The organism is Paenibacillus litoralis, from assembly GCF_046244365.1.
Lineage (GTDB): Bacteria > Bacillota > Bacilli > Paenibacillales > NBRC-103111 > Paenibacillus_V.
This window is the reverse complement of record NZ_CP176395.1, coordinates 2,953,615-2,969,314: the sequence shown is the minus strand read 5'-3', so window position 1 is coordinate 2,969,314 and position 15,700 is coordinate 2,953,615. Positions and strand designations below refer to the sequence as shown.

The following is a 15,700-nucleotide window of genomic DNA, read 5'->3' as shown; positions in this document are numbered from 1 at the left end:
GATCGAACGTTTCTGCCCGTGGGAGCTAGATCCCGAGAGCTATACAGTTCATCCCCCCTACTTGTTAAACCATGATTAGGCTGGTTGGGACCATGATCCCGAATCACATGCGATAATGTGGACGACAAGAAGGTTAGGGGTTGCCGGCGAATATATTATCGGGAGTGGTTGAATGAACCCTGTCATTGGATTAGATGTATCTAAAGGGGAAAGTCATGCACAAGCTTTTTCAGATCGAGGAACGCCCTACGGAAAGACCTTTCGATTTGAGCACAATCTTGAGGGATTAGCGTCCTTCCTCCGTTTTGCTCAAATCGTGGAGTCTTTTGCTGGGCAACGTCCGGCCATTGTGTTAGAAGCAACGGGTCATTATCATAGTCCAGTTGTACAGTTTCTAGATGATCATCTATATCTGTATATAATTATCAATCCGTTACTTTCACACCAAGCGAAAAAGATGAATTTGCGTAAGGTGAAAACGGATGTGGCTGACGCATACCAGCTGGGTGAATTGTTCTACAAAGAAGAGCTGGAGCCTTACAAAAAACGGGGTCAGTATCTGATGAATCTGCGTTACCTGACACGGCAACATGAGTCACTGACTGAAATGTATGTCCAGGCAAAGCTGCAGTTTCAAGCGGTACTGGATCAAGTCTTTCCAGAGTATCACGGCGTGTTTGGTGACCTTTATTCTAAGGTGTCGCTTCGTTTCCTGGCTCAGTATCCAACGTCTCAATCGGTGTTAGCGATGTCCGAGGAAAACGTTACGGCGAACATACAACGCCTTGTTGGACATGTCGCCTCGAACCGGTGGTCGCTGGAACGGGCACAGAAACTAAGGGCTGCAGCAGAGCGAAATCCCTTCAGAGAGACCGCTTTTCCGAGTCATTTAATCTCATTGGAGCTTTTCATCAATTTACTTCTTCAGTACCAGGAGCATCTAACGAAACTGGATAAATCGATAGAGGCCCTGGCTGAAGAATTACTGGAGTATGATTTAATCCAATCGATACCCGGCATTGGCACCAAAATTGCTGCAACAATTTTAGCTGAGATCGGAGAAATCGATCGGTTCGATCACGCAAAGAAACTGGTTGCGTTTGCCGGTATTGATCCCAGTGTCTTTTCTTCCGGCAAGTTTACAGCAACCCGAAATACAATCACCAAACGCGGTTCCAGGAGACTCCGGACAGCCTTATATCAAGCTGTGCGATGTGGTTTGCGAAGCTCACGTAATAAGAAAATCAGGGCTTATTACGACAAAAAGCGAGCAGAAGGTAAACTGTTTAAAGTAGCCGTGATCGCATGTGTAAATAAACTGATCCAATGGATTTATGCGATTTTGACCAAGAAAGAACCTTTCCGCTTTGACTGAGTAAACAAAGTTTGGACATCGAGGAAAACCTCCCCAAATTCTATGGGGTGGTTATTTGTCATGTGTTTTTACCAGTATAGCACCCTTCGTTTTCTTCATTAATAATTAAATATTGACAGGCTATTAGCTGGTATAGCTTAATCCCGTTTCCAGTTTAAGGACCCCCCCTCCCTCAGTCGCGGCTAAGGATGGTTTGTTCTTGTCCCAATTCGGGTAACGATGTAAGTTCTTGTCCAGCGAAAAGGACAAGAACTTACACATAAAAAATAAAAAGCCGCAACTTTCATTGAATGTATGTTCTTGTCCTCCAAGAATGTCAACCATGGCCTGACGGCCACAACGTAAGAATCAAAATCAATCTGTTGAGTATGTTGTCATGTTCTTGTCACCTGTGGGGCATGTTGTCGAGTTCTTGTCATTGACCCAAGACAAGAACATGACAACATAAATGAAAAGAGCCGCGATATACGCGACTCTTAATGTTATATTTTTCTTGTCAGCCGACATGTTTGTTTGTTGTTGTTGACAAGAACATTATTACATAAATGACAAGATGTCGGAGTTGACAAGATTAAGTATCGATAAAAGACAAGAAGTTGTTTGGTTTTCTCTATTCTCAACTTCAACTTACTTCAACTCAACTTCAACAAGAAAATAAAGCTGCCGGAATTGCCGCAGCTCTCAAATTTTGTTTAGTGGCACTGATTGGTTGTGGCGTGCATCGCATGCCTCGCAAACATATAGGCTGTTTGTTTCGGTCTGCGTGATCGCGGCTTTCAGTGCAAGCCGCGTCGCCGTACCCGGGATTAAACCGGACTCTAGGCAATCTACTACCCGCCCGGAATTGGCCACTGAAACATACTTCATTACTATCAGTATTGGAAAGTTAACGCTTTAAAGAGATTAACATTTTCGATGTGGTAATAAGAACCTCCATCAAAAGGCAGCGGCAGTTGGACGTGGTCCAAACTGCCGCTGCCTTCTATACATCGCTTTGCCTTTATAAAGCATTTGGAATAGCTTCATGCACCCGCTACTCGTCCTCTTCTTATCAACCGCTCTCTTCCATAGCCCGAACCCACATATTCATCTCGCCCCCCCCCTGTTGCCCCATGTATAGTAAGGGATGAAGGTCAACGCCGCTCCTTTGATCTTCCGCCAGGGCTGGTGTGCATACAAGCTACTTTACGGAAAATCCGTCTCGTACCGGACCCCATAACCTTTAATGGCGGGGATCCCGTCTCTATCATCATGAAAAACCAACTCAAACGGTTGATCCGTCGCCAGCCGAAAGAGATGAAGGCTACTTCCGTTGTCCGCTTCTTCCAGGCAATACACGAACGGTCCGCGCTGAAGCGCCACCTTGCCGGCCAGCTGCCGGACAAGCGGATGGCCGGATATCGCCTTCACCTGTTGTAGGAACGCGATTTCCAACACATCCCCTGTGCGCGCCGGGAACCGCACCTAGCAGAATGCCTTTGCCGCCGCGTGGCTTCTCCAGCAGCTGCGCTCCGATCTGCACCGACATCCGGCCAGCCACTTCGCTCATCGGGGTAAGCAGCGGAAGCGTCCGCCCTTCCTCCACCGTTTCGTACGCGACGGCCGTAATTTTACTGTCAACGAGCGCTTTCGCGAGCCTTGGTTCTGCTGCAAGGTGCAAATAAGTGAACAGGATCAAGTCCTCGCGGAAATAGCCGTATTCGGCGGGCAGCGGCTCCTTCACTTTCATGACCACGTCCGCTAGCGACCATACTTCCTCCGCTGTTCGGCAGATTTTCGCTCCGTCCGACGCGTACTGCTCGGCCGTTTCCCGCTCCTGTGCCTGTCTCGATCAAGACCCGATGGCCCGCTTTCACGAACGAAACGATACCGACAGGCGTTAACGCTACCCGATTCTCGTTATTTTTGATTTCCTTCGGTACTGATATCCGCATGGTGGTTCCTCCTAGTCGCATGGTGAATCGATCCGAGATCCTCTACCGCTCCGCTCCTCCCGAGCCGGCTACGGCTTGCGCCACCCGTTCAGCCGCCGTCACAACATCCGCGTCGCCGATCTGCCGGTGGAACACGAACCGGAGCATCGATCCCCGGTATGGATAAGCGGCCACGCCCAGCCTGTTCAGTCGGACGACGGCTTCTTCCGCACCAAGCCCGGAGCCCGCCAGATCCGCCATCACGATATTCGTCTGCACGTTATCAAGGTCGACCCGGATACCTGGAATTTCCTGCAGCAGCGAAGCAAACGCGCGAGCGCGCCGATGATCGTCGGAGAATGCGCCCGGAATCTCGTCCAGGGCGACCAGGGCGGCCGCAGCGATCAGATCCGCCTTATGCATGCTGCCGCCCCCGAGCGATTTGGCAATCAGAGACGCTTGCTGCACGAACGCCTCCGACCCGCATAACAGAGCGCCTTCCGGGACGCACAAACTCTTATTCAGATTAAGCGCCACGGAGTCGAACCGCTCCGTCAGCAGGCGCATCGGCGCGCCAAGCGCCGCCGCCGCGTTGAAAATGCGCGAGCCGTCCAGATGAACGGGAATGCCCCGCTCCTTCATGGCCGCATAGACAGCGTCCGTATAATCCGGCGGCAGCACGGCGCCACCGCTGGCATTGTGGGTGTTCTCCAGGCAGAGAAGTCCGGTACGCGGACGATGCGTGAAGCGGGTCTCCCCGATCGCCGCCTCGATATCCGCAAGATGGAGCCGCCCCCGGTCCCCTTGCACCGGTCTCGGATGTACGCCCGCGATCGAGGAAATTCCCCAGCCTTCGGACCACGCGATATGGGAGCTTTCCTCCAGCACGACCTGGTCGCCGCGTCCGGCGTGAATCATGACCGCAATCAGATTCGCCATCGTGCAGGATGGAAGGAGCAGCGCAGACGGCTGCCCCGTCAGCTCGGCCGCTCGATCCAGCAGTTTGCGCACCGTTGCTTGCCCACGGAAAGGAACGGACCGAAGCTCCACCTCGCGCATGGCTTTCCACATCGCTTCGGTCGGCTCCGTCCTGGCGTCCGTGCCGAGATCTATTCGAATGTTATTGTGATCATCCATTGCGCTCGCCGCCCGTCGATCTCTATTAATTCAGATCGATAATGAGGTTCAAATGGTCGTCGACCCGGATCGTCGTTCTCGGCCCCGCCACCACGGTCGATTCCCGCTCTTCGATCACAGCAGGACCTTGAAGCTCGGAGCCCGGTTGAAGCCGGTAACGGTCGTATACCGCCGTGTCCGCGAAGTCCTTCAGCTCGGAAAAATAAACGGGTCGGCGTCCTTTCAATGCATGTTCGGCATCTGGCGCATAACGTTCGAAGCGCAGCCGTTCTACCGGCTCGGGAGCAAATGCCCGTAGACGCAGATTAATGATTTCCAGAGCGACGCCCTGCGGACAATGGCCGAAAGTCGCTTCATATTCCTTCAGGAACGAATTTCTCAGTTCTCCGACTTCTTCGCTTTTCAGCAGCTCTAGCGGGAACGGCACGGTAATTTCATACCCTTGCCCGGCGTACCGCATTTCCGCAGTCAGAATCGTGCTGACTTCTTCTTCCTGCACCCCTGCCTTGGCCAATCCGGTCAACGACATCCCACGCATCTCTGCGTACAAGCTGCGCAGATAATTCCAATCCACCGTGTCCAGATCGTTGACGTAGCTGCGGCCGAGCTCGACCATCGGCGGCGCGACCAGCATGCCTCCCGCAGAAGCAACGCCTGTCGCCGGAGGGCAGATAATTCTGCCGAGACCGAGCAATCTGGCGATGCCGTACGCGTGCACCGGTCCGGCTCCGCCTGTTGCCACCAGGCTGAATTTGCGTGGATCGGTGCCCTTCTCCGCGATATGAATTCGTGCCGCAGACACCATGTTGTGGTTCACGATATCGTGGATGCCCGCAGCCGCTTCGATGACGCCGATGCTGAGCGGGGTGGCGATTTTTTCGGTAATGGCGCGAATCGCCAGCTCCTTGTTCAGCTTCATGTCCCCGCCGAGAAAATATTCGGGGTCCAAATAGCCGAGCACGAGATCCGCGTCCGTGACAACCGGATCTTCGCCTCCGAGACCGTAACAAGACGGACCCGGTACGGAGCTTGCGCTTTCCGGACCGACTTTGAGCATGTGCATGTTGTCCAGGTGGGCGATGCTGCCGCCTCCCGCTCCGATCTCGATCATTTCCACGACCGGAATACGTAGCGGAATGCCGCTGCCTTTTTTGAACCGTTGCATTCTGGCGGCTTCGAATTCGTACACCCGGCTCGGATTGCCGTCCCGGACAAGGCACATCTTCGCCGTCGTTCCCCCCATGTCGAAGGCGATAATTTGCTTCTCGCCCGCCATTCTGCCATGGAAGGCGGCGGCAATCACGCCGGCCGCCGGACCCGACTCGATCAGCAGGATCGGATACGCCGCGGCCGATTCCGCATCGGTCAACCCGCCGTTGGACATGACGATATTGACAGGCGCATCCGTACCGTAGCCGGCCAGACCGCTCTCGAGCTTGGCGATGTAAGACCGAAGCAAAGGCTTCACATAGGCATTCGCTGCCGTAGTCGAGAAGCGTTCGAGCTCGCGGATCTCGGGCGCTACTTCCGAGGAAAGGCTGATGGACGCCTCTAGCATCTCCTCCAGCAAAATCTGTTCCGCCAGCTTCTCGTGCTCCGGATTGCGATAGCTGTTGAGAAAGGCGACGGCGATCGAGGAAATACCCTGCTCCTTGAAGATGGCGGCCGCCGCGCGAACGTCATCCGGGTTGAAGGGCAGCAGCACTTCGCCGCCGCTGCCGATCCGTTCGCTCACTTCTCGCCGCAGGTGGCGAGGGACAAGCGTTTCGGCCTTGGTCAGGAACAGGTCGAAAATGTCGTAGCGCATTTCGTTGCCGATTTCGATGACGTCTCTGTAGCCCTTCGTCGTGATGAGGCCGGTCGGGACGCCTTTGCGTTCGATCATCGTATTGGCGATCAGCGTCGTGCCGTGGATAAACGTCTCGATCTCCCGAAGATCCACCCCGTACTTCTCGGACATCCAGTCCAGTCCCTGAAAAATCGCCCGGCTCGGATCGTCCGGAGTCGTCAGCACTTTGCCGGTCAGAACGGTTCCGCTTATTTTATCGAGCATCACCAGGTCGGTGAATGTGCCGCCGACATCCGTGCCGACTCTCCACTTCCGGCCTTTAAACTTCGTATCCGTAGACATCGACTGCCGCCTCCTTCGAAATCAGTTCATTGCGCAAATCCGACTCGATGTGTTCCAGCTCGCGCTCCTTTGGGGAGCCGAAACCGCCGCCACCGGAGTATTGCAAGGTAATGCGGTCGCCGGGCAGCACATGATCCCGTCCTTTCAGGAACGCGGCCTGCTTGCCGTTGACGACGGCATTCGCCGCTCCTCCGGCTTGTCCGCCCGCCGTGCCGGAAGCGGGATGCTCGACCCGATCGAACATGAGCGACATTTGTACCGGTCCGTCGGCACGGATCTCCAGATCGACGATCTGTCCAAGTCCTCCACGGAATCGGCCGGCGCCTCCGGAATTCTGCAGCAATTCTTTTTTCCAGACGATGATCGGCGATACCGCCTCGGTAATTTCCATCGAGCCTACACTGACGTTGGATGGAAAGCTCGTACAGCTAAGCCCGTCGTCCGAAGGACGGGCCCCCATTCCGCCGCAAATGGTCAGGATGGTGGTGAACGGTCTGCCCTTCCACGTGCCGTTGAAGATCGTATACTGCTGCGGCGCACTTCCGGAATCCGCGATAATCCGGTCGGGAATCGCCTTGGCCAGCGCGCCATACACGACGCAGGACAGGAAATGTCCGACCAGGTGGCGGCCGTTAACAGGCGCCGGGAACTCCGGGTTGAGAATGCTTCCGGTCGGAGCGATGACGCTGAGCGGCCGATAGGAGCCTTCGTTGCGCGGCGTCAGCGGATCGATCGCGCACTTGACCGGAAAGCACGTATAGGCGTGCGTATAGTTATAAGGAACGTTGATCGCGTGGCCAATCTGCGGCGAGGATCCGGTGAAATCGATCTTCATCTCGTCGCCTGCGACGGTTACGGCTACCTTGAGCAGGATGGCCTGGCCGTCATAGCCGTCCGTCTCCATCTCGTGGCGGTATACGCCGTCGGGGATGGCGGCGACAGCCCTGCGCATCGCCTTCTCGGCTTTGGCCTGAATTTGCTGTGAAATCGGCGAAATATCGGCAATGCCGTGCTCTTCGAGCAGCTCGACCAGCAGCGCGGCGCCTGCCCGGCCTGCGGCAATCTGTGCGTGAATGTCGCCGAGCACTTCGTCCGGAACGCGCACATTGGCGCGGATGATCCGGATCAGATCCTCATTCGGCTTGCCTTCCCGATACAGGAACGACGGCGGAATGTTGATCCCTTCTTCGTATACGACTCCGGCGTCGGCAGCCCAGCCGCTGCCGCCCATATCCGCCATATGGGCGATGCTGCCGGTGAACCCGACCAGCTTGCCCTGGTGGTAAATCGGAATGACGCAAGTGATATCGAGCAAATGGCCTGAGGCGATCCAAGGGTCGTTCGTGATGACGACGTCGCCCGGCAGCCACTGCTCTTGGGGATATTGCTGCAGGATGCGCTTCAAGGCGCGCGACATGACGCCGTTGAAAGACGGGATGCCAATCGTGTTCTCTGCCACCGTATCGCCGTTCTCGTCGAACAGGACGCACGAATAATCATTCGATTCCCTAACCGTCGGTGAAAACGATGTTCTTTTCAGAATAGTTGCTGTCTCGTCCGCGATGGCAATCAGCCGGGTCCATAAGATTTCTAGCGTAATCGGATCGATCGGGGGATTGTCGGCTTTCGGCATATCGGCCAGCCTCCTCATATAGATGTGAATCGGTTAGAATTTACTTGTTCCGATACCCATTCTATGATTGACCGCTTACAGCGTCCAATATATAATTTTCAATACTGTTATAATTAAAATGGAATATCACCTACTCAGAATGGCGGTGTCGGCATATGCAGCTTCAGCTGCTGGAATTTTTCCAATGTATTGCCAAGCACGGCAACTTGTCGAGGGCGGCCCAAGAGCTGCATATCGCGCAGCCCGCGCTTAGCAAGATGATGTCAAGGTTGGAGACCGAGGTGGGAGCGAGCCTGTTCATCCGCACGGGCAGAGGAATCAAGCTGACGGAGGCGGGGAACATGCTGCTCTATCACAGCCGGCGAATGATGGCGGACTGGGAAGACGCCGCCCGAAGCATTCGGGACTTGAGCTTGTCCGGCAGGGAACAGGTGAAGCTGGCCTTGTACCCGACCTTTTTCTGGTACATTCTGCCGCAGTTTCTGCCTGGCTTCGTGCAGAGCCACCCCGCAATCGATCTGGAAATCGAGCAGGGACTCAGCGATGTCGTGACGGACTGGGTGATCGGCCACCGAATGGAAGCGGGCATCGTGACCGCTCCAGCCGCCCATCCGCAATTGCGGGAGTGTCCGCTCCATGTCGAGAAATTCGGCCTGCTCGTCCCAAGCAGCCATCCATGGGCTGCCAGAGGCTTCATCCCGCTGCAAGAGCTTCACGGGCAGCCGCTTATTCTCTCGACCGTGAACCGATGGTTTGAAAGCTTCATCCGCCCGATCTTCAATCAATTCGCGATCGAGCCCGACATCCGGCTCGTCGTCCATCAATACGATGTCATCAAAGAGCTTGTTCGCGCCGGGCTCGGGGTCGCGTTCGTCCCGTTCAACGCCTATCGGATGTGGAAAAAAACCGAGATTGCTCTCGGCCAGTCCATGTCGATCGTTCCTACGGATCCGGTGCTGCAGCGGCAGCTCGTCTGGATTGAGCGGAAAGACAGAACCCGCTCCCCCGCTTGCGATCAATTCTATGACTACATGAACGAGTACATCCGCTCGAACCTGACGGATTAAGGCCGAACGAACGTTCAGGCTCAGGAGAGCATTCCCCAGCGTATCGACCCGCCTGAAACTTGAATACGGTGTTTATGAGCTGTCGAAGCCCTCTCAAGCTACTTACAAAATTGCATTTATAGCCAACCAGACCAAAAATCGATTACCATTCAAATCATAAAATCTAAAATTTTTACGAACCCGTGAACCTAAGCCCAATAGGTTGGCCGCGATCACTTGGATCCGATCCTGGCGGCGGGAAATCACCAAACCGGTCAAAATCATCAGCAGGGAGAAAAGGACGGTCAGCAGCCGTGAATAAACAATGCGATATAAGCTTCCTTTCGCAATCCCGGTCCGGAGTGTCCGGCTTTGACCCCAAACTGAACATGGCGACGGTCATCTGATAGAACGGTAGTGAATGGCTGAGACCGGTTTTCTGCTTCTGCGGTAAACCCGAAAACGCGGTCTGCGGCTCCGGTCCGTATAAACGTACTTTCTCTGCTGCTCGTTCAGTCGTCTGCCTTGTCTCCTTTCAACCCTTCCATTTCATGATGCCCGAAACGGAACATGCATGATTTCCGGACTTCGATTACCCCTTTACTGCACCCAAAGTTGCGCCTTCCATAATTCTCCTTTGGAAAAAGATATAAAGCAACACGGAAGGGATCATCAAAATCGTGAGGCCCGCGAACAAAGTGACCCAATCCCCGCTGAATTGCAATCTTATATTCGCCTGATAAATGGCAACGGCGAGCGTGTATTTCTTCGGATCGGACAAATAAGCTCAGGACTCAAGAAAACATCTCCCCCAGCATTTCGACTGACGCGGCGACGATCCGATCCAGCGCCTTCGGCTCCATTCTGGCAATCCGGGATTCGTAGCCTCCCCGATGAAAGCCCGCCTCCGTCGGGATGTATCCCGCGTATTGGGTGTTGTGCACAATATAGGTTGGAAAAGTCGGCGATTGCATCTTGATGGCAAGACCACCTTCAGCGAAAGGCTCTCCCGGAAGGCCGACAATCGCAGTATCGCCAATACGGAGAACTTGAATCTCATACTGGAACTCCGGATTGCGCTCGTACTGCTCCTGCTGGCTGAGGAGAGCGCTCGCAAAAACCCACTCCAAATCCACGAACGTATCGTCAACCCATTCCGGCTCCGGATACTTGGCAATATATTGCTGCGCCTGTTCCACTTGCTCCGGTTCCAACTGCCTGAGCGGAATCGGAATCGTCCGAATTCGGTAATCCAGAATTGTGTCCGGCGCGAAACTCATGCGCCCGATCACCTCGCGCGTCGTTCGGGCCAGCGTTTCGCCCATCAGGCCCGCGTCATCCGCTTTCGTCTCTGCATAAGGATCCCACGGATTGATGTTGCCGCACGCCCCGTTTAGCACGACCGGAATGCAAGCTCCCCCGCCTGAGTTCCGCATTTCCGACGCCCAGGCGCCGGGCCAGTCCGCCGAGATGTACGGGTGCCTGATCTCGTGAACCGGATGACATGTATAGCTGAGCAACATCGCCTGCATAACAGAATCCGTATCGCGGAAACAGACGACTCCGAGCTCGGGATCCATCGGCCCCTCAAGATAACGCGACTCCGGTTCGACGATCCCCGGCGGGTCGTCGAATCCCGGCATTCGTATGCTGCCGTCCCTCATGACCATCCGCCTGTTGAACGCCATATTGCCCTGGATGCCGCTGCCTGCGCCAACCTCGACCGGAACTCTGCGCGCCATCGCCTCCTCGACCGCCAGCAAAATTTGCTTCACGGCATAATCGTCATAGCGGTCGTCACCTCCCCTGAGCCAGGAAAGATGCTGCGGAATGCCTTGGTATTCCTCCTCGATCTTGAAATGGCCAAGGGCGGGCCCTTTATGATTCTGCGTCGCGTGAATAAGGACGGACTGCGGGTCCAGCCCCCATCTGGCCTGCAGTTCTTCGCGGATCAGATTGACATACTTCCTGGTGATCATCAACAGGTCCAGTGTAATGATGCACAGCCGGCAATCCTTGTTCTCCAAGATGGCGGCGCTTGCATATAGCGGATCCTTGATACGGCCTGTCCTGATTTTCCCGTTCATGGTGGCGCCGCCTAGAATGACATCCTTGTCGGGAGTCAGCTCGGCCCTCGCGGCTCCGAGCAGAAGCGTGCTCCCTGCTTTTGCAGTCATGCTCGATCCCTCTCTTTTCCTTTATGTTGATTATTGCGTTCCGAACGGAGCTCCCGATCCTGCAGCGACGCGATTATCCCTAGCGCTCGAAGCGCCGCGAAAGCAAGCGCAAACCCGATCCAGCCCGCCACCAGCGCGCCTCCGATGTCAAGCAAAGGATACATCGCATAAATCAGCGCCATCATCGGCGTCAAAAACATGATGACAATCGTATTTTGTCTCCCCATCGTCCATAAGCTCTTACGCGCCTCATACGCGGCAAAGACGCCGACCATCGAAAAAAAAGTCATCGTTCCGCCCAACTGGCCTTTTAACAAAACGAGAATGGCAACGAGCGCCGCAGTGAGCGGCAGCTTTAGCCTCACCGGAAGCGCCGTTCCCCGGGCTCCTCCCTTGCGGGCATAATCCGGAACAATACGACCGCCAGCGTAAATACGAGAGCCAGACTGCCCCAGAACAACGCTTCGTTATCGGGAACGAACCGAAAGACGAGACTGCCAAGCACGACATAAAGCGCGGCCGATAGCGCGATGGATACGACATTCGGCCAACGAACTCGGACATAAAGCACTCTTACAGCTTGCATGAACAAAAACATTAACAAAAGCGAGATCACGTTTACGACATTAACGGATTTTCCCAAGGAGAGCGCTGCAAAGGTAAACGTAAAGGGAAGGCTGATGATCAGCGCTTTCCATTTCGGCGAATATAAGTAGGCTATGACAGCCTCCTGCAGCGTAACGACTGCGATCAGAACGAAATCCCAGATATGCATATCGACCGATTCTCTCTTTCTACCCGTCCGCTACGGCGCCATATTTGTGCCTTTAGCGAACGAGCATTTTCGGCTGAAACGGGGGCTTGGTCGCTTCGCGTTCGATTTCTGATCGAATCGAGAGTCTATCTTACTTGATCTCCGCTGGGTCCGGCCATTCGATCTTCTGAAAGCTGTCCGTAGCCGCGGAATCCTTCGCCTTCAGACACATCAAGGCGCTGAGCATGCCGTCTTCCAGCGTCGAGAAAGCGCTCCGTTCCCCGCGCATCATGGCGACGAATTGTTGGGCCAGTACCGTGTCGCCGCCCAGGTGTCCGCCAGTGTCGGCGTTGATGTCGTAAGATTCGACCCTGTTCGTATGATGCATGTATACTTTGATCACGTTGGTATACAAATCGAACTCGAGCGTTCCTTTATAGCTGAGCAGCCGGAAGGAGCGGGAACCCGCTTTTTTTCTGACGAAAAAATTTTGGGAATACGAGGCGTGCATCCCGTTCTCGTACCGGATAATCGCGCTGCCCGAATCCTCGTTCCCAGCATCCTCGCCGTAAACGCAATGTTCCCCGAAGGCTGGTTCACCGAGCAAGCGCTTTCGGATGGCACTATCCATGCAGACGTCACGTTCGCCGCAATTCGGGCAAGTGAGTCCAGCCGGCTTGCTGCCGTTGAACACCCGCTTTGACGTCATCGCGCAGACGGCTGTCGGACGCAATCCGAGCAAGTAATTGATGCAGTCGAAATCGTGGGTCGCCTTCTGCAGGAACATCCCGCCCGTCTCTGCGTTGTCCCGGTACCAATGCTGGAAGTAAACGTCCCCGTACGGCACGTTGTTGACGGCCTGCACATGCTCGACGGCGCCGATCTTGCCGGAATCGACGATTTCCTTGGCCAGACGGACATGCACGATGCCTCTGAGCGGGAAAGAAACGATAACCGGCGGCTTATGCTTCTCGTAGCCGTCCTTCAGGCGCAGCAGGTCGGCATAAGTCGTCGCCACCGGCTTCTCCATGTACACGGGAATGCCGCTCGGGAAAACTTTCAGCGCCACTTCCGTATGAGAAGAACAACGGGTGCCGATCAAGATACCGTCCGGCTTCGAGCTAGCGAGCTCCTCCGGCGATTCGTAAAAGGCAACATCGCTTCTCCCTTCGCGTTCGAAGGTCTGCCGAATCTCCTCGTTTCGGATATCGCAAATCGCGCTTATCCGGCATTGGGGATCGACTTTCATTATTTCTTCGGCTACATTGTGAATCCGGCCGCCGTAGCCGATTATGCCAAGCTTCATCATTCAACACCTCGTAATGGAAATCGTTATTTGTACGCCATCTCTACAAGATTCTTCCGATTCTCGGCTGGAAATTCGGGTTTTCCTTGTCATAGAACACCATTTCCCGTTCTTCGGGCGCCCGGAAAGCGGCCAGCTTGCCCGGATCGAGCTCGATGCCAAGTCCGGGACGATCAGGTACGGCTATCTTGCCTTGGTTGAACACAAGCGGGATTGTGAGCACGTCGCCGGTCATGAAATCCAGATGCGTATCGTTGCCGAACGGGAAGTTGCGGTTCGCGGCAATCAGGTGAACGTTGCCCATCGTGCCGATTCCCGTTTCCGCCCAACTGCCGGTAATGCACCATACGCCGGCGTGGCTGGCCAGATCGGCGATCTGCTTCGCTTTGAGAATGCCGCCCGCTTCGGAAGGATACACCGTGAAGCAAGCGCATGCGCGTTTGTCGATCAGCCGCAGCGCGTCCTCCAATGTCGCGCAGCCTTCATCCGCGGTGATCGGAACGTCCACCGCCCGGGCGACGGCCGCCATGGCGTCCACATCGTGGAATGGGGTCGGCTGCTCGACCATCTGCAGATCGTATTTCTCCATGCGGCGGATCGCTTTGACCGCGGTCGGAACGCTCCAGTTCTGATTCGGATCGATTCGGATCTTGATCTTCGGCCCGACGGCTTCGCGCACGGCTTTCACCCGTTCCACGTCCTGATCGATGTCGCGCCCGACCTTCAGCTTCAGCTCCCGGAATCCGCGCTCCACGAAGCCGATCGCTTCCTCGACATTCCGCTCGGGCGTGTCGATGAAGATGTAGCCGGAGAACTCCACTTCTTTCTTGCGCAGCCCGCCGAGCAAATTGTATAAGGGGGTATTCAAAATCTTGCCCCGCAGATCAAGCAGCGCCATCTCCACGCCGGCGAGACCGTAATAACCGATCTGTTTCCAATTCACGCAATATTCTTCGAGCTGTTGAAGGATGGATTCCAGCTCCATAGGGTCTCTGCCGAGCAGAAAAGGGGCGAACTCCTTCTCGACGACGGTCTGAATGACCGGGATCGTCGGCCCGACGGATTCGCCGATCCCGACGATTCCTTCGTCGGTCTCGATTTGCACGATCAGAGAGGGTGCGCCGTATCGGGTGCCGTTGGACCAGACCTCCCCTTTATGGAAAGGTATGCGAATGGGACGAGTGGTAATTTTGGTGATTTTCATGTGAAAGCCTCCCGATTCTCAATATTCATGTGACGGTTACAATGACTTTGATCGCATCCGTATTTTTCTGCTGCGCAAAGGCGGCTGCCTTGTCTAACTTTGTAAATTCGAACGTATGGGTGATCAATGGAGCGGCGCGCACAATCTTGCCCGCACCGGCGGCGCGCAGCAATTGAACGAAGTAGAGGCCGGATGGGCCGTCTCCGAATACTGCTGCGGACGTTCCGAGGGGAATATCCAATTTGTCGATCCCCCCGAGACAGCAGTGAATGTTCTCGATCTGCGTCGCTTCCGCGTCCCCGATCCCGTCGGGAATTTCGTAGACGTTATCCGCCGGCAAGGTGATATAACGCTGCCAACCTCCAGGCAAATGAATGCCGATCTCGGCAGCCTTCGTGCATAGCTGCTTATTTCCCGACTTGCATGCGGAACAAATGCCGCAACCGACAAGCGGATCGACGCATACGCGTTTCCCCAGCAGCCGCTCGGGCACGCCCGCTCCGATTCTGACAATCGTACCGGACAGCTCGTGACCTAGAGGGTAGGGCGGCGTGCCCGCCCTCAATGTCCCGCGGATAATATGCAGATCTGTGCTGCAAATGCCGATCGCTTGAATGCCGACCTCTACGTATCCCGCCGGCACGTCGGAACGAGATCCGATCCGGTAAGCCAGTTCGTCGGGAGCCGTCCATTCCCAGATCGGGTTATCGCCAGTTTTCATGGGCTTGCCTCGCTTCTATCGAATAGTATCCTCGCGTGGATGCAAATCGTTGTTATCGATTCCAATTCTATGATTGACTGCCTTCAACGTCCAATACACATATTTCAATACTGATATAATCAAATTGGAATATCAAGATCGGTGACGATGCGCTTCCCAAGCAACGGAAGCGGCCCCGGACGTATCGTCCGGGGCTGCCCAATCCCGGACCGGGTTATCGCCGGTTCACGTGGTCTGCCTCGCTACTATCAAGATATTGCTTGTTATTGATGAATGCGCTTGTATATTGCTGGCTCAGAGAAT

12 protein-coding genes and 1 pseudogene are annotated in these 15,700 nt (G+C 55.0%); 2 read left to right on the top strand and 11 right to left on the bottom strand.

The window, feature by feature from the left end:
• Positions 1–172: 172 nt before the first annotated feature.
• Positions 173–1,375, top strand: coding sequence for an IS110 family transposase (locus tag ACKGJP_RS11925; RefSeq protein ID WP_409340389.1), 1,203 nt, complete (start codon positions 173–175; stop codon positions 1,373–1,375).
• Positions 1,376–2,560: 1,185 nt separating this feature from the next.
• On the opposite strand, the gene ACKGJP_RS11920 is transcribed toward ACKGJP_RS11925, so the two are convergent.
• From ACKGJP_RS11920 to ACKGJP_RS11900, 5 genes and pseudogenes are all read right to left on the bottom strand, one after another.
• Positions 2,561–2,737 carry a hypothetical protein gene (locus tag ACKGJP_RS11920; RefSeq protein WP_409345862.1) on the bottom strand — a complete coding sequence of 59 codons (177 nt, stop codon included), beginning with the start codon at positions 2,735–2,737 and terminating at the stop codon, positions 2,561–2,563.
• Between the two features lie 10 nt (positions 2,738–2,747).
• Positions 2,748–3,309, bottom strand: a pseudogene (locus ACKGJP_RS11915) (alanine dehydrogenase); the annotation flags it as partial.
• 42 nt (positions 3,310–3,351) lie between these two features.
• A complete protein-coding gene (locus tag ACKGJP_RS11910; protein ID WP_409345861.1) occupies positions 3,352–4,425 on the bottom strand; it encodes a GntG family PLP-dependent aldolase in 1,074 nt (357 codons plus the stop codon).
• 25 nt (positions 4,426–4,450) lie between these two features.
• Positions 4,451–6,556, bottom strand: coding sequence for a hydantoinase/oxoprolinase family protein (locus ACKGJP_RS11905; RefSeq protein WP_409345860.1), 2,106 nt, complete (start codon positions 6,554–6,556; stop codon positions 4,451–4,453).
• Positions 6,534–8,189, bottom strand: coding sequence for a hydantoinase B/oxoprolinase family protein (locus ACKGJP_RS11900; RefSeq protein ID WP_409345859.1), 1,656 nt, complete (start codon positions 8,187–8,189; stop codon positions 6,534–6,536). The genes ACKGJP_RS11905 and ACKGJP_RS11900 overlap by 23 nt, the downstream gene beginning before the upstream one ends.
• Positions 8,190–8,344: 155 nt before the next feature.
• On the opposite strand from ACKGJP_RS11900, the gene ACKGJP_RS11895 reads away from it, so the two are divergent.
• The gene (locus tag ACKGJP_RS11895) at positions 8,345–9,256 is read left to right on the top strand and encodes a LysR family transcriptional regulator (RefSeq protein WP_409345858.1); all 912 of its coding nucleotides are present in this window, start codon (positions 8,345–8,347) and stop codon (positions 9,254–9,256) included.
• 773 nt (positions 9,257–10,029) lie between these two features.
• On the opposite strand, the gene ACKGJP_RS11890 is transcribed toward ACKGJP_RS11895, so the two are convergent.
• The 6 genes from ACKGJP_RS11890 to ACKGJP_RS11865 form a co-directional block, all read right to left on the bottom strand.
• Entirely contained in the window at positions 10,030–11,412 is a 1,383-nt protein-coding gene (locus tag ACKGJP_RS11890; protein ID WP_409345857.1) for a hypothetical protein, read from the bottom strand.
• Positions 11,409–11,777, bottom strand: coding sequence for a hypothetical protein (locus tag ACKGJP_RS11885; RefSeq protein ID WP_409345856.1), 369 nt, complete (start codon positions 11,775–11,777; stop codon positions 11,409–11,411). Before ACKGJP_RS11885 ends, ACKGJP_RS11890 begins: the two co-directional genes overlap by 4 nt.
• Complete coding sequence (locus ACKGJP_RS11880) at positions 11,774–12,187, bottom strand: hypothetical protein (RefSeq protein ID WP_409345855.1); 414 nt, start codon at positions 12,185–12,187, stop codon at positions 11,774–11,776. Before ACKGJP_RS11880 ends, ACKGJP_RS11885 begins: the two co-directional genes overlap by 4 nt.
• Before the next feature lie 130 nt (positions 12,188–12,317).
• Positions 12,318–13,475: a Gfo/Idh/MocA family protein gene (locus ACKGJP_RS11875; protein WP_409345854.1), complete on the bottom strand. Its 1,158-nt coding sequence runs from the start codon at positions 13,473–13,475 to the stop codon at positions 12,318–12,320.
• 40 nt (positions 13,476–13,515) lie between these two features.
• Positions 13,516–14,676 carry a mandelate racemase/muconate lactonizing enzyme family protein gene (locus ACKGJP_RS11870; RefSeq protein WP_409345853.1) on the bottom strand — a complete coding sequence of 387 codons (1,161 nt, stop codon included), beginning with the start codon at positions 14,674–14,676 and terminating at the stop codon, positions 13,516–13,518.
• Between the two features lie 25 nt (positions 14,677–14,701).
• The gene (locus ACKGJP_RS11865; RefSeq protein WP_409345852.1) at positions 14,702–15,397 is read right to left on the bottom strand and encodes an alcohol dehydrogenase catalytic domain-containing protein; all 696 of its coding nucleotides are present in this window, start codon (positions 15,395–15,397) and stop codon (positions 14,702–14,704) included.
• Positions 15,398–15,700: the final 303 nt, after the last annotated feature.

Coding starts and splice junctions, on each gene's coding strand:
- ACKGJP_RS11925 (WP_409340389.1), top strand. CDS start 173: ATGAACCCTGTCATTGGATTAGATGTATCTAAAGGGGAAAGTCATGCA.
- ACKGJP_RS11910 (WP_409345861.1), bottom strand. CDS start 4,425: ATGGATGATCACAATAACATTCGAATAGATCTCGGCACGGACGCCAGG.
- ACKGJP_RS11905 (WP_409345860.1), bottom strand. CDS start 6,556: ATGTCTACGGATACGAAGTTTAAAGGCCGGAAGTGGAGAGTCGGCACG.
- ACKGJP_RS11900 (WP_409345859.1), bottom strand. CDS start 8,189: ATGCCGAAAGCCGACAATCCCCCGATCGATCCGATTACGCTAGAAATC.
- ACKGJP_RS11895 (WP_409345858.1), top strand. CDS start 8,345: ATGCAGCTTCAGCTGCTGGAATTTTTCCAATGTATTGCCAAGCACGGC.
- ACKGJP_RS11890 (WP_409345857.1), bottom strand. CDS start 11,412: ATGACTGCAAAAGCAGGGAGCACGCTTCTGCTCGGAGCCGCGAGGGCC.
- ACKGJP_RS11880 (WP_409345855.1), bottom strand. CDS start 12,187: ATGCATATCTGGGATTTCGTTCTGATCGCAGTCGTTACGCTGCAGGAG.
- ACKGJP_RS11875 (WP_409345854.1), bottom strand. CDS start 13,475: ATGATGAAGCTTGGCATAATCGGCTACGGCGGCCGGATTCACAATGTA.
- ACKGJP_RS11870 (WP_409345853.1), bottom strand. CDS start 14,676: ATGAAAATCACCAAAATTACCACTCGTCCCATTCGCATACCTTTCCAT.
- ACKGJP_RS11865 (WP_409345852.1), bottom strand. CDS start 15,397: ATGAAAACTGGCGATAACCCGATCTGGGAATGGACGGCTCCCGACGAA.